Source organism: Mesorhizobium sp. L103C131B0 (genome assembly GCF_000502275.1).
Taxonomy (GTDB): Bacteria; Pseudomonadota; Alphaproteobacteria; order Rhizobiales; family Rhizobiaceae; genus Mesorhizobium.
The window spans coordinates 49,668-64,353 of the sequence record NZ_AYXC01000023.1 but is presented as its reverse complement, the minus strand read 5'-3'; the positions used below and the strand labels follow the sequence as shown (position 1 = coordinate 64,353).

The window sequence follows — 14,686 nt, the reverse complement described above, 5'->3', positions numbered from 1 at the left end:
GCCAGGCCGGCGAAGCCGAGCCGACCGCCGCCCCGGTGCGCCTCATCGTGTCGGCTGCACCAGCGGCGAGCCGCCGGACGATCGCCGGGCCGCTCGCCGGCTCGATCGGCCGGCCTGCCTTCACCGTCAGCATCGGCAAGAGCCGCACCGCTCTGCCTGGACAATTCACACTGGAGTGGAATCCCGATGAACACGCATTCGAAGAAAGAAAGCCCCGCGAAAAACGGGCAGAGAATTCTGTCGCTGTGGTTCCCGCATCTGGCGGCAGAACGGATCCTGCGCCAGCGCCTGGGACGGTCGTGGCGTTCCCGGCCTTCGGATCATCTGCCGCCATCTCACCCACCGCTCGTGATCAGCCATCGCGACCGCAACGCCCAGCGCATATCGGCCCTCGACGAGCGGGCTGAGGCGCTGCATCTGAAGCCTGGCATGGGCATTGCCGATGCGCGCGCCATGCATCCCTCGATCGACATCGTCGAGGCCGATCCGGACGCCGATCGCCGGCTGCTCGAAGGCCTCGCCGACTGGTGCGATCGCTATACGCCGCTGGTGGCGCTCGACGGTACTGATGGCCTTTATCTCGACGTCACCGGCTGCACGCATCTGTTCGGCGGCGAGCGCGCCATGCTGGACGACATCCTTGCGCGGTTTTTCCAGCAGGGTTTCGATGTCCGCGCCGGGTTGGCCGCGACGCCGGGTGCAGCCTGGGCGGCGGCGCGCTTCTGCGGCAACCGCATCGTTGTCTCCGGCGAGGAGGAAGCGCTGCTCGCCCCCTTGCCGCTGGCGGCACTGCGCATCGAAGCCGATATCCGCGCCAGCTTGGAAAGCGTCGGCCTGCGGACCGCCGGCGCGATCATGGCAGCGCCGCGCGCGCCGCTCGCCCGTCGCTTCGGCGCGACCTTGCTGTTGCGGCTCGACCAGGCGCTCGGCCGTCTCGACGAGGCGGTATCGCCGCGCCTGCCCGTGGCCCCGCTTTCGGTCGAACGCCACCTGGCCGAGCCGGTCGTGCTGACCGCCGAGATCGAACGGCTGGTGCTCTTGCTGGCGGTGACGCTGAAGGCCGATCTCGAACGCCGCGGCGAGGGCGCAAGGATGCTGGCGCTGCTTTTGTTTCGCGTCGACGGCGCCGTCAGCCGCATCGCTGTCGGTACCTCGCGACCGTTGCGCGAACCCAAGCTTATCCAGCGCCTGTTCCATGAGCGGCTGGCCGCGCTCGAACAGGACATCGATGCCGGCTACGGCTTCGACCTGGTGCGGCTTTCGGTGCTGGCGGCCGCCGGCTTCGACATGCAGCAGGCCGATTTGACCGGCGAGACCGAGGATGACGGCGCCGACATGGCACTCTTTGCCGACCGCATCCGCGCCAGGCTCGGCGACAGTGCGGTGCTGAAACCGGTCGCCCTCGAGAGCCATCTGCCGGAGCGCGCCATCGCCACCATCCCGTTCTCGGAAGCGCCACAACGCAAAACACCGCTCAGGAAGCCGGGCTCGAAAGACGCGCCGCGCGCAACCATCTTCCCGCCGGAACGGCCGATCCGGCTGTTCCGTTCGCCCGAGCCGATCGAGGTGCCGGCCACCGAAATGCCTGAGGGTCCGCCGATGAATTTCCGCTGGCGCCGCGCGCTCTACCGGGTCGCGCGCGCCGAGGGGCCGGAACGCATCGCGCCGGAATGGTGGCGTGAAACGTCAAGCGATCCGCTCACATCGACGCGTGACTATTTCCGGATCGAGGATGCCGACGGCCGCCGCTACTGGCTCTACCGGCAAGGCCTCTATGGCAACCCGCAGGTGCCGCCGCGCTGGTTCATGCATGGGGTCTTCGCATGAACGCGCTGACCGTCATCCCCTATGCGGAATTCGGCATCCAGTCGAACTTCTCCTTCCTGCGCGGCGCCTCCAAGCCGGAGGAGCTGGTGGTGGCGGCCAAATTCCTCGGCTTTTCCTCGATCGGACTGGCAGACCGCAACACGGTGGCCGGCGTCGTGCGCGCCTGGCAGCAGGCCAAGGTCGAGAAGCTCGCCTATCACCCCGGTTGCCGCCTGGTGTTCGGCGACGGCACGCCGGACATTCTCGCCTATCCGCAGAACCGCAAGGGCTGGGGCCATCTCTGCCGCATGCTGACGCAAGCCAATTTGCGCGATGAAAACGAGAAGGGCGCGACCCTTCTCCAGCGCAGCGACCTGCTCGAATGGGGCGACCTGCTGTCGCTGGCGGTGCTGCCGGATCTCTCGGCGAATGCCGACGATCCCCTGGCATTGGTCCGTCAACTGAAAGACCGTTTCGGCGCTAATTTGCGGCTAGGCATGGCGCCGGATTATCGCGGCAATGACCGTTTCCGCATCGAGCAGGCGGCGGGCATGGCGGACATCGCCGGCGTGCCGCTGATGGCGACCAACGACGTGCTTTATCACAGCGCCGAGCGCCGCTCGCTGCAAGATGTGCTCACCGCCATCCGCCTCAATTTGCCGGTCGCCGAGGTCGGGCTGGAGCTGACGGCCAACGCCGAGCGCCATCTGAAGCCGCCGCTGGAAATGGCCCGTCTCTTCCGCCGCCATCCACCGGCGCTGGCCGAGACGCTGCGCTTTGCCGGCGAACTGACCTTCTCGCTCAGCGACCTCCAGTACAATTATCCCGACGAGCCGACGCAATCAGGGCTTGGGCCGCAGGCCGAGCTAGAGCGTCTGGCCAGGGAGGGGGCCGCCACGCGCTATCCGGCGGGCGTCCCCGCTTCCGTCTTGCAGCGCATCAGTGAGGAGCTCGCTCTGATCGAGCGTCTGAATTATGCGCGCTATTTCCTGACCGTTTACGACATCGTCCAGTTCGCCCGCAATGAGGGCATTCTGTGCCAGGGCAGAGGCTCGGCCGCCAACTCGATCGTCTGCTACTGCATCGGCATCACCGAGGTCGGCCCCGAGCGCATCGACACGTTGTTCGAGCGCTTCATTTCCGAGGAGCGCAACGAGCCGCCCGACATCGACGTCGATTTCGAGCATGAGCGGCGTGAGGAGGTGATCCAGTACATCTACTCCAAATACAGCGCCAAGCGCACCGCGCTGGCTGCCGCCGTCATCAGCTATCGCGGCCGCTCGGCGCTGCGTGAGGTGGCCAAGGCCATGGGCCTGTCGGACGATGTCCGCATTGCGCTCTCCAGTTCGATCTGGGGCTGGTCGACCTCGGAGCTCGGCGAGAAGGAGGCGCATGCCGGCGGCCTCGACCGCAACGAGACCTCGACCCGTCACGTGATCGCCCACGCCAACGAGATCATGGGCTTTCCCCGGCATCTGTCGCAGCATGTCGGCGGCTTCGTCATTACCCGCGACCGGCTCGACGAGATCGTCCCCATCGTCAAGACGGCGATGGAGGCGCGCAAGATGGTCGAGTGGGATAAGGACGATCTCGACGCGGTGAAGATCCTGAAGGTGGATATTCTAGCGCTTGGCATGCTGACCTGCCTGAAGCGCGCCTTCACCTTGCTCACCGACCATTATCCGAAGGCCCGGGATGATTACGGCCGACCCTATGTGCTGGCCACCCTGCCGCCGGAAGAGAACGACGTGTACGACATGATCTGCCGCGCCGACACGCTCGGCGTCTTCCAGATCGAATCGCGCGCGCAGATGTCGATGCTGCCGCGTCTACGCCCGCGCGAATTCTACGACCTGGTCATCGAGGTGGCGATCGTGCGGCCCGGCCCGATCCAGGGCGACATGGTGCACCCCTATCTGCGCCGTCGGCAGGGCAAGGAAGCGGCTGAATATCAAAAGCCAGAGCTGGAGGCTATTCTCAAGAAGACACTCGGCGTGCCGCTGTTTCAGGAACAGGCGATGAATATTGCAATCGTCGCCGGTGGTTTCAAACCCGGCGAAGCCGACGAACTACGCCGCGCCATGGCCACCTTCAAGCGCACCGGCACCATCGGCAATTACCGCCAGCGCATGATCGACGGCATGGTCGGCAAGGGATACACCAAGGACTTCGCCGAGCGCTGCTTCAAGCAGATCGAAGGCTTCGGCGAATACGGCTTTCCCGAAAGCCACGCCGCCTCCTTCGCTTTGCTCGTCTATGCCTCCTGCTGGTTCAAGACCTTTTATCCCGACGTGTTCTGCGCCGCGATCCTGAATTCGCAGCCGATGGGGTTTTACCAGCCGGCCCAGCTGGTGCGCGACGCGCGCGACCATGGCGTCGATATCCGCGACGTCGACGTCAATTTTTCCGACTGGGACTGCACCCTGGAGAAAGCCCAATTCGATCCGGGCCGCATCCTGGGGCGCCATGCCGAAATGCGCGGTGTCATCAAGACCCGGTACGCCGTCCGGCTTGGCTTCCGTCAGATCAAGGGCTTGGCCGAGAAGCGTATGGAAGCTTTCACCGCGCGGCGCGGCGCCGGCTATACAAGCGTCAGGGATGTGTGGCTGCGCTCGGGCCTCGATGTCGGCGAAATCGAAAGACTGGCGCAGGCTGACGCCTTCCGCTCGCTCGGCCTCGATCGTCGTGAAGCCTTGTGGGCGGTGCGCGCGCTGGATGGCAAGAGCGCCGCCGAACGGCTGCCGCTGTTCGACCAGCCGGCGATCCGGCTGCGCGAACTCGAGCCCGAGACAAAACTGCCGACAATGCCGCTCGGCGAGCACGTCATCCACGACTACCGCGCGCTCGGCCTGTCGCTGAAGGCGCATCCGGTCGCCTTCCTGCGCGAGCGGCTCGACCGCGCCGGCGTCATTCCCAATGCCAATCTCGGCTCGGTGCGCGACGGCAGGCGGGTCTCGGTCGCCGGCCTGGTGCTGGTGCGGCAGCGGCCCGGCAAGGGCAATGCGATCTTCCTGACGCTGGAAGACGACAAGGCCGTCGCCAACGTCATTTTCTGGGAGCGGACCTTTACCCGTTTCCGGCCCATCGTCATGGGCGCGCGCTTCGTCAAGGTCACCGGCAAGCTGCAGTCGGAATCCGACGTCATCCACATCGTCGCCGAAAAGATCGAGGATTTGACGCCGTGGCTGACGGTGCTGCTGGAAGAGATGACGCCGGCTGCCCGGCCCGACATTGCCACCCTCTCGGACAAAGCTGAAAGGGTCATGCCCAAGGGGCGGAATTTTCAGTAGGCGCAGCTTATTCATCGAATGCGAAGCGACGATGATCCTTCGCGCCCTGCTCTGCCCTGCCGGGCATCTCCCCACACTTGGGGGAGATCGGCGGCTTCGCCATCCAGCCAATTTTTCAACAATAAAGACTGGCGAAGCGGGAGCGACAAGCAATCTCCCTCCTTGTGGGGGAGATGTCCGGCAGGACTTCAGGGCGCTGTCCCGCCAGCCTTCAGCAAACTTCAGCGACGCTCTGATTCAGCCCGGCCCACCCAATCGCGGCGGCGACAGCACGTCTTCCGCCGAAATAGTCCGCGCCTCCGAGGGCAGCATGATCGGGATGCCGTCGCGCACGGGATAAGCGAGCTTGGCAAGCCGCGAGATCAACTCGCCGCGCCCCGGGTCCCAGGCCAGCGGCCCCTTGGTCAGCGGGCAGGCCAGCAGCTCCAGCAATTTTGGATCGACATTGACCGACTTGCCGTCACGCCCATCCGCAGCCATTGGATCCCCCTTCAGCCATCGGCTCAGCCCTTATTGCAGGCTGGAGCCAAAGTCCTCATTCTCGCGCGCCAGCGCCATTTCGGTGATGGCGATCAGCGTCTCCGCGCGGGCTTTCAGGTCGGGCGCCTCCAGCAGCGCCTGTTTCTCGGCCGGTCCGTAGGGCGCCATCATCGACAGCGCATTGACCAGCATGGTGTTCTCGGCGCGGCTGACGCTTTCCCAATCGGCTTCGAGATCGTTGGCCTGCAGATAAGCGCGAAACGCTTTCAACAGCGCCGGCCGGTCGACCTCGCTTGCCGCCTGGTCTTCGGCAAGATCGGTGAGGAACGGCGCCAGCTTGCATTGCCGGAAAGGCGTCTTCACCGGCAATTCGCTGGTGATGCGGAAACGGCAGACGCCCTGCAGCGAAACCAGATAGCGGCCGTCGCCGCTCTCGGCCATCGAGATGATGCGCCCGGCGCAGCCGACATTGCACAGTTCCGGCTCCCCGTCGGCGCGCAACGCGCCATTGAGGCTGGGCTGGACGATGCCGATCAGCCGCGCGCCGGCGATCGCCTCATCCACCATCTGCAGATAGCGCGGCTCGAAGATGTTGAGCGGCATGCGCCCGCCCGGCAGCAGCAGCGCGCCGGCAAGCGGAAACACCGGAATGGTTGCCGGCAGATCCTTGCCGACCCGGTAAAATGCGTTTCCGACCTGCACCTTCACTCCTCCGACCCGCTTCGGGCGCGATGTTATCGGCCTAATCTGGCGCGGCGGCCGCCGACCGCAAGGCCCGACAGCCACGCCCCGGCAATTTGGCCGGCAAACGGCTCAGGAAAACAGCAGCGACGACAATTTGCGCCGTGCCGCCAGCGTCGCCTCGTCGGTCATGCCCCAGGCCTCGAACAGTTTCAGCAACTGCGCCCTGGCGCCGTCCTCGTTCCACGTCCGGTCGGCTTTTATAATCGCCAGAAGATTGTCGGCCGCCGCATGGCGCTCGCCCTTGGCGTTCTGGATCATGGCGAGGTCGAAACGCGCCTGGTGGTCGCCGGGATTGGCGGCCAGTCGCTGCTCGAATTCAGCTGGATTGCCAAGTGCTGCCGCTTCCGCAGCCAGCGTCATCTTGGCACGCAGCGCGGCAAGTGCCGGCGCATTCTTCTTGGCCTCCGGCGCCGTTGCCAGCAGCGCCTCGGCGCCGTCGCTGTCGCCGGCCTCGAACAGAAGCTCGCCCAGCCCGGCAATCGCCTCGATCGTCTCCGGCGCCTGCGCCAGGATGGCGTCGTAAATGTCGGCTGCGGTCTGCGCATCGCCCGCCGCATGCGCTTCCGCCGCCGCGGCCAGTGCTTCGGCGACGGGCGGCGCGCCATTGCCCTTGCCGCCGACCTTGGTGATGAACTCGGCGATCTGGCTCTCGGGGATGGCGCCCATGAAGCCGTCGACAGGCTGGCCGTCCTTGAAGGCGATGACCGCCGGGATCGATTGGATGCCGAGCTGGCCGGCGATCGAGGGATGATCGTCAATGTTCATCTTGACCAGCTTGACCTTGCCGCCGGCGGCCTTGATCGCCTTTTCCAGAAGCGGTGTGAGCTGCTTGCAGGGCCCGCACCACGGCGCCCAGAAATCGACCAGTACCGGCTGTTTGCGCGATTCCTGGATGACGTCGGCGGTGAAAGTGGCGGTCGTGGTGTCCTTGATCAGCTCGCCAGCGGCAGGTGCTGCGCCGGGTGTCGGGCCAAGTGCCGACTTGGCCGGCTCGGCGCCGCCATATTGCACGGACGTGGTGTACTGGCCAGAATTGCCGCCGAATTGGCCGCCAAACGGATTGTTGTTGTCGCTCATGTCGTCGCCCTTCCGATCGCGCCCAGCGGAGCAGCGCGACGTCCTTAACTAGAGGTCAGTTTTCGCCATCCATGTGGCGATCAAGCCGAGACTTTCAAGATAGCAGCATCATGTCCGGTTGCCTCGACGAATCTGATGAGGTCGGCGGACGCTATCGACGTCGTCGCCTCATTGGTCAGCGGATGCGCGTTGACTGTCGCATGTGCAATCAAATCCTGGTCGAGCACCACCTTGACCCGTCTTTCGGTGTCGTTGATCAGCCCGAACACGGTGACCGCGCCCGGAATGACACCGAGCAGCTCCATCAGCATCTCCGGCTTGCCGAACGACACCCGGCCGGCGGCGCCGATGATCGTGTGAATCTGCTTCAGGTCGACGACCGCCTCCTCGCCGACGCTGACCAGGAAGAAATTGTCCTTCTTGTCCTTGAGAAACAGATTTTTCGTGTGCCCGCCCGGTATCTCGCCGCGCAGCGACTGCGAATCGGCCACCGTATAGAGCGGCGGATGGCGCACGGTCGACACTGATATGCCGAGATCGGCAAGAAAGGCGAAAAGCTCGGCTTCGGTCTTCGGCATTGGTGGTCTTCCCCTGTATCGGCGCGCGGCAAAGCCGTTTACGGCCAATGATGCCGCCGAGACAAGACCGTCATGCGGGAAGTCGATGAACCACCCGCGTGGCCGACAAGGTTCCGCCAAGCGATTTGGCGCGACCAAAAAGCCCGTCATTTCCCTGTTGCAATCGCCGCGCTCTTCAGCCATATAGGCCCGGCTTGCGGCCAAAGGGCCGTGTGAGCGGGTGTAGCTCAGGGGTAGAGCACAACCTTGCCAAGGTTGGGGTCGAGCGTTCGAATCGCTTCACCCGCTCCAGTTTCCTCTAGGGGAATCAAGCGATGAAGAGGCGCCTTTCGGGGCGCCTTTTGCTTTTTCCAGACCGGCGATGTAAGCGCGTTGCGGGACACTTGTTCTCCCTCAGAACCAGGCGCAGGTAAGACGGCGTGGCGCACAATCCCTCGGGTTCAATTTCGGCGAAAGGCGGCACCGCATCCGAAGCGCTTGCTTGGCTGGCGTTGCGGAACGCCGCGTCCGAATGCGGCTCAGGCTCGCGCTCGATCGACCCGCAGCCCCTGCGCGCGCTGCCGGCGGGACGCAAGTGGGCGCGTGAGATCGCCAAGGTGATCTTCGATGGCCTTGTGGCAGGAAGCCTTTCGGTGCCGGGGCAACTGGCTGCCCGGTGGGACAGCTTCGGCAGCGCAACCACCGCATTGATCATCGAACTCGGCAAGGTCTGGGACAATCCCGCAGCGGCTCGCCGCGTCCAGTACCAGCTTGAGCAAATGCTTCTCGAACCCGACGATCTTGCCACGCCGCGCAGGCTGGCGCGAACGCTCGGAATTCGCGTCGACGCTCGCAACCCGACCGCGACCAAACTGCCGGAGGGCATCGATCAGATTTATGCCCATCTGATGCTGGATGGCCGGATCGAGGCTGTCGTGCTGTTCGCCGCACTCGGGACGGTGACAAGCGATCATTGGATTGAATTGATCCTGGATGTAGTGCCTGCTGAGCGGCTTGCGGGAGGATCGCCTGCACCGCAAAAGGGCGCCGGCGCGACCACGTCAAACACGCCTGCAGCCGAGACATCGTTAACCATGGCGGGAAGCGAGCCCGATCCGGACAGCCACTTCGGCAAACTCGCGCAATTGGCCGCACAGGCGCATGACCTGGTTCGGTCGAGCGCTGAACCGTCAGAGCCTGTTGCGCCGCGCCGCGCACGGGTCGCGGACAAGCACGACAAGGATCGCACGGCGTTCTGGAACAGCTATTTCGCGACCGAAGATCCGTGGAACTACGGTTCGTCCTATGAGCAGGAAAAATACGAGCGCCAGCTCGAAATCCTGCCTCCCGGTCCCATCGGGCGGGCGCTTGAATTGGCCTGCGCGGAGGGCCACTTCACGCGGCAGCTGGCGCCTCGCGTCGGCCATTTGACCGCAACCGACATTTCCGCCATAGCCGTCGGGCGAGCCCACGCCCGATGCAACGATCAGCCGAATGTCGAGTTCGGCGTACTCGATTTCGCTGCCGACACGCTGCCGGGTGAGATGGATCTGATCGTCTGTTCGGAAGTGCTCTACTACTTGGATGACCTCGCCGAGCTACGGCGCATCGCCAGGAAATTCGCCGAGGCGTTGGCGCCTGGCGGCAGCTTCATCAGCGCACACGCATTCGTGTTGTGTGACAATGTCGAAAAGACGGGCTTCGACTGGAACACATTCGGTGCCCAGGCGATCTCCGAGACGCTGGCAGGGACCGAAGGCCTGGTGCTCGAGCAATCGATCCAGACCGAGCTCTACCGCATAGACCGCTTCCGCCGCCTATCGCCGGGCGATGTGGCGACGGACCCGGTGATCGATCATGTGCCGATCCGCGCGCCCATCGAAATCGGCGTCGCGCGAAATATCGTCTGGGGTGGGGCGCGAGCCTTGCGCCGCGACGTCGCACGTAACGAGCAGCGCCAGCATATCCCTGTCCTCATGTATCACGGCGTTGCCGATGAAGGTCCGGCCGCGCTCGCTCGCTTTCGGCTCACGCCCGCCGCATTCGCCAGCCAGATGGGATGGCTGCGCGCCAATGGCTTTCACGCCATTGGCTCCGAGCAGCTGGAAGCATCCATCGCCAACCGTCAGCCTTTCGTCGGCCGCCCGGTGCTCATCACCTTCGATGACGGCTTCCAGAACTTCGCCGACCATGCCTGGCCGATCTTGCGCGCCAACGACCTGAACGCGGAAGTGTTCCTGGTGACGGACCTGGTGGGCGAAAGTGCAAAGTGGGACACCGACATCGGTCCGCCGACGCCGCTTATGGGCGCCGGGACGGTGCGACGCCTCGCTGCCGAAGGCGCCTTCTTCGGCAGCCACATGGCGACGCATCGCGCCATAGATGGTCTGTCGAGCGCTGACCTGGCCGCCGAGCTCCTGCGCTCTCGTCTGTTCATCGAACGCTGGACCGGCCGGCCAACCAGGGCGTTCGCGGCGCCCTTCTCCGTCACCGACCGACGGCTTGGCCGGCTGGCTAGGGAGTGCGGCTATCGAGTAGGCTTCGGCCGCAGGCACGGGCCGGCGGACCTCCATAGCGATCTCATCGACCTTCCGCGCATCGAGATTCGCGGCGACCGCTCGCTCGATGACTTTGTCGCCACTGTGGAGGCCGTGCTCGGATAAACGGTGAACTTGTCAGTTCATTATTGGGCGACTTGCGACACGGCTGACATCAGCTCCTTCGGGTTTGGGGCGCCAAACATGTATCGCCCACCCTCCGGGACCTCCGTGAAGCTCCAGCGGACGATCCCCTGCCGGTCCAGCAGGAACTGACCAACCAGTTGTCCGTGTCCCGTGGCCATCATCTGCTCGTCGGCTTCGGTCAGTTCGTAGTGGTCCTTCTTGTCGAGGATTGCGGCGGCTGTCATCGGATCCATGGGACCGGGCAATTCGCCAGGTATGTCGACCCGCATGTCCTGTGCCGCTGCCATCGCGACCTTGTACGGCCAGTTCGTCTCGTTCTCGGTGAATTCGAGATTGGGCAGTCCAAAAGCACGATGTGAAGCGCGTTCCGGGTCCGACGCCGCAAGCAGGTTCGGCATTGGATGGTAGCGGAAATAGAGCCGCGCCCGTTCGATCGGCGTGTTGACCACCGTCAGGCTCTCCACGCCCTTTTCGCGCAGCTCCGGATCGAGACGCGCCTGAGCGGCGATGTGGCGCCGGCAAAACGCACAATGCAGACCTCGAAACAGGCCGACCAGCACCGGTTTTTGCCCGCGAAAGTCGTCAAGCGCAATCTTGCCTTCCTGGGTAATGGCGTCGAGTATCAGGTTCGGCGCCCGGTCGCCCGGTTGAAGCGGTATCAATCCACTAGGCGCGGACATGTCCAACCCCCTATCCCGGCTAGTCGAGAAAAGGCAGCACCACAAGCGCTTCCGGGTCGAGCCCGTGCTGGGCGCATATACCCTGCGCCAGGGAAAAGTAGCGTTCGGCCTCGGCCAGATTGTCGAGGTCGAGATTAAGCGTTGCGAGTCCATCATAGCACGGAAACAGCAGTTGGGGCTCGCCCGTTTCGCGGGCTACCTCCAGTGCTTCGTGGAACAAGCCGATCGCCAGTTCCGGATGGCCGTTGCACTGGTGGATCTGCCCAAGCACGATCAACGGCACTGGCAGGTGCTCGCGCTGGTCGAGCGCCCGGTCAATCTCGATGGCCTTCTCGGCAGCAGGCACGCCCTCCGTTGGACAGCGATCCGTGAAAGTACAACAAGCTACCGCCAGATTGGCGAGGAGGCGCGCCTGACCGGGGACGATACGATTGGCGCGGAAGGTGGCGAACGGGGCCANTCGTGTAGAGCACCCCGAGATTGGTGTAGCCGCGGCAGGCCGCGCCCAGCAGACCGGCGGCTTCGGCCAATTCAATGCTGCGCTCAACCTCACGCACGGCTTCATGGTTTCGCCCAAGGCGAGCCAGCGCAACAGCCTTGGTATTAAGTGCCTCGGCGGTCACGAGGGTGGCATCATCGGAGACATGTTCCGTTGTCAGAGAGCGTACGCAATCCAGCGCCGCGTCTGCCCATTTTGCCGCGAGAGTGTGATCTCCGCTGCGGAACGCCTGTCGGCCACGTTCTTGCCAGAGATGCGCCTGCTCGATCGGGGCATCCGCTCCATCGAGGAGCGCTGCCGCTTCAGCGTAGCGCGATTCCGCGTCGTCCCGCTTGCCCACGTCCCAAAACAGCCGACCGATCTTGCGCAAAACGCGCGCCGCCGCGACACGATCGGCTGACTCGCGATAGGCCTGCAGCACCGCCTCGTAGTGGCGGTGTGCAATCTCGCGGCGGCCTGCCGGGCCGCTCAAATCCGCAATGCGCTCTGCAATTGCCAGTTTGAGCGGTGTTTGCCCGATCGCGCCCAACGCAATCAGTGCTCGCTCGTAGAAACGAAGGGCGTCGTCATTGGCGTATATCATGCCAGCGCGATCTCCCGCCGCCTGCAGGTAATGCGCGCCCCTCTCCCGCTCGGCGCTCTGAGCGAAATGATGACCGAGCACGGCCAGATCCTCGAACCGTTCCGGCTTGTCGCCGCCCAGTTGCTCCAGGGCGGCACCTACCCGGCGGTGGATGTCGGTCCGGCGTTGCAGGAGCAGATTCTGGTAGATCACGTCCTGCAGCAATGTTTGCGTAAAGCGGTAGCTTTGCGACGAGACCGAGCCTGATCCGGCAACTTCCTCGATGATTTCCGCATCGCAAAGCAGTTCGCAGCCCGCTTCCAGTCGGCCGGGGTCGGCTGCCACGGCTTTCAGAAGCGTGGCATCGAAGCGCGGGCCGATTACCGCGGCTTCCTGGGCCAACCGGCGCACCTCTTGCGGCAGCCGGTCGACGCGAGCAAGCAACATTGCCTGGATCGTGGCGGGGATGCCGGTTGCGACTTCGCCTGCCACGGTCCGCCATTGCTGGCCCTCGCGCACCAATACACCGCGATCGATAAGGCCGCGAACGATCTCCTCCAAGAAAAGCGGGTTGCCGCCCGCGCGCTCGAGGATCTGGTCGAGAAGCCCTCCTGCGGCGTTTACCCAGCTCTCGCCGAAAAGCGCCGCCACCAGGCGGCGTCCGTCATCGCTGTCGAGCGGCGAAAGCCTGAGCGCTGTGTGGCTGACCCGACTTGAGTCGAGTTGGTCGTTGTCCGACGCCGGACGATGCGTGACCAGCAACATCAGCCGCGTGCGTTCCAGTCTGTCCATCACGAAACGCAGTGCCTCGAGCGAGACGGAGTCGGCCCAGTGCAGGTCTTCGACGACAATCAACAGCGGCGACAACGCAAGCCGCCGTTCCATGATTGTGCGGACCGCGTAGAGAATTTGCCGCCGCAGCTGCTCGGGCTCGACATGCTGCAAGGTGGCATCGGGGTCGCCGAGGCCAAGCACATGGTAGAGCAAAGGCATCAGCCGCTTCGCCTCCTCGCCCTGCAGGCCGAGATCGGCAAGCAAGGCTGCGAGCTTGCCCCGCATTTCGTCCCCATTGTCGTTTTGCATCATCCCGGCAGCGCTGCGCACCACTGCACCCAGGGCGCCAAATGATTGTTCACCCAGCGGTGAGCACGTGGCCTGCCGCACGGCGACGTTGCGAAAACGATCCTCGTCGCCGACGCGGGCGACGAACTCCTTCACCAACCGCGACTTCCCGATACCGGCTTCGCCGACGAGGCGGACAAGCTGGGCCGAGCCGCCGCACGCCAAGTCAAGGCTCGCCAGCATTCTGTTGAGCTCCGCATCACGACCTATTATGGGCGCACTGAGGCCGAGCGCCTCGAGCCCGCGCGCTGCACGCGGCGCCGCAAGCGGTGCATCCAGTCGGTGGACGAGCACACTGCCAGCCTTGCCGCGAAAGACGACATCGCCCAGCGACTCGTACGAGAAGGCATGCCGGGTCAGCCTGTGCGTGAGTTCGCCCACCAGCACCTCACCCGGTGCAGCCAGCGATTGCAGGCGTTGCGCCGTATTCACCGTGTCGCCGGTCACCGAATAGGATTTGGCGGTGCCGATGCCCAATCCGCCAGTAACGACCGGACCCGTGTTTATGCCTATGTGGAGCAGCAGCGGCGAGCCGGAGTGGCGGGTGCTTTCACCGAGCCGCGCCGTCCGGGCGATCATGTCGAGAGCGGCTCGAAGCGCACGTTCCGGATCGTCCTCATGCGCGACCGGCGCACCGAACAAGGCGAGCAGAGCGTCGCCGATGAATTTGTCGACGAAACCACCAAAGCCTTGCACGGCCGCCGTCAATTCCTTGAACAGTTCGTTCTGCAGCGCCTGCATGACCTCGGGGTCGAGCTGCTCGCTGAGTGTCGTGAAGCCGCAGAGATCGGCGAACAGCACCGTTACCGTTCGTCGATCGGCGTCGGAGACGGAATGCGGCCCCTCTTCGCTTTCGATGTTCGGCGATGGAGCTCGAGAGGGCTGCGCAATGGTGCGGCTTGGTGTCGGAGCAGGCCGTTCGGCAGCTTTTGCGGACGCACCGACGCTTGCCCCACATTTAGGACAGAACTCGAAATCAGGTGCGCAGGCGTAGCCGCAACTGGCGCATGGCACGGGCTGGCGGCGGCCACACTTCGGACAGAAGGCGTAACCGCCCTCGATCTCGAAACCGCAGCCCGAGCAGTTCATGGACACCTCACCAGAGCATGATGCCGAAGAGTGTGAAGCGGTTTTCGGACGACATCATGCTCTATCTCTTTGACCTTGGGCCATGACGCGTGATCT

The 14,686-nt window shown here is 64.5% G+C and carries 8 protein-coding genes, 1 tRNA gene and 2 pseudogenes; 5 read left to right on the top strand and 6 right to left on the bottom strand.

Annotated features, from left to right (window positions below):
- The 3 genes and pseudogenes from X730_RS1000000168810 to X730_RS138660 form a co-directional block, all read left to right on the top strand.
- Positions 1-407 (top strand): annotated as a pseudogene (locus X730_RS1000000168810) (hypothetical protein); the annotation flags it as partial.
- Positions 349-1,827 (top strand): DUF6504 family protein, encoded by a 1,479-nt coding sequence (locus X730_RS138655; RefSeq protein ID WP_023736736.1) that lies wholly within the window; start codon positions 349-351, stop codon positions 1,825-1,827. The pseudogene X730_RS1000000168810 and the gene X730_RS138655, both read left to right, overlap by 59 nt.
- Positions 1,824-5,096, top strand: coding sequence for an error-prone DNA polymerase (locus X730_RS138660; protein WP_023672121.1), 3,273 nt, complete (start codon positions 1,824-1,826; stop codon positions 5,094-5,096). The genes X730_RS138655 and X730_RS138660 overlap by 4 nt, the downstream gene beginning before the upstream one ends.
- A 237-nt stretch (positions 5,097-5,333) precedes the next feature.
- On the opposite strand, the gene X730_RS138665 is transcribed toward X730_RS138660, so the two are convergent.
- From X730_RS138665 to X730_RS138680, 4 genes are all read right to left on the bottom strand, one after another.
- A complete protein-coding gene (locus X730_RS138665) occupies positions 5,334-5,576 on the bottom strand; it encodes a Trm112 family protein (RefSeq protein WP_023827421.1) in 243 nt (80 codons plus the stop codon).
- A 30-nt stretch (positions 5,577-5,606) separates the two neighbouring features.
- Complete coding sequence (locus X730_RS138670; RefSeq protein WP_023685086.1) at positions 5,607-6,278, bottom strand: LON peptidase substrate-binding domain-containing protein; 672 nt, start codon at positions 6,276-6,278, stop codon at positions 5,607-5,609.
- Positions 6,279-6,389: 111 nt separating this feature from the next.
- Complete coding sequence (gene trxA / locus X730_RS138675; protein WP_023685085.1) at positions 6,390-7,397, bottom strand: thioredoxin; 1,008 nt, start codon at positions 7,395-7,397, stop codon at positions 6,390-6,392.
- Between the two features lie 80 nt (positions 7,398-7,477).
- The gene (locus X730_RS138680; protein ID WP_023687634.1) at positions 7,478-7,975 is read right to left on the bottom strand and encodes a prolyl-tRNA synthetase associated domain-containing protein; all 498 of its coding nucleotides are present in this window, start codon (positions 7,973-7,975) and stop codon (positions 7,478-7,480) included.
- Between the two features lie 216 nt (positions 7,976-8,191).
- Between X730_RS138680 and X730_RS138685 the strand changes: the two genes are divergently transcribed.
- Both X730_RS138685 and X730_RS1000000165515 read left to right on the top strand, forming a co-directional pair.
- Positions 8,192-8,266, top strand: a tRNA-Gly gene (locus tag X730_RS138685).
- Between the two features lie 128 nt (positions 8,267-8,394).
- Positions 8,395-10,617: an SAM-dependent methyltransferase gene (locus tag X730_RS1000000165515; RefSeq protein WP_023827420.1), complete on the top strand. Its 2,223-nt coding sequence runs from the start codon at positions 8,395-8,397 to the stop codon at positions 10,615-10,617.
- Positions 10,618-10,637: 20 nt separating this feature from the next.
- On the opposite strand, the gene X730_RS138690 is transcribed toward X730_RS1000000165515, so the two are convergent.
- Together X730_RS138690 and X730_RS01000000164830 are read right to left on the bottom strand one after the other, a co-directional pair.
- Entirely contained in the window at positions 10,638-11,318 is a 681-nt protein-coding gene (locus X730_RS138690) for a redoxin domain-containing protein (RefSeq protein ID WP_023672127.1), read from the bottom strand.
- Between the two features lie 19 nt (positions 11,319-11,337).
- A pseudogene (locus X730_RS01000000164830) lies at positions 11,338-14,590 on the bottom strand (adenylate/guanylate cyclase domain-containing protein).
- Positions 14,591-14,686 lie beyond the last annotated feature (96 nt).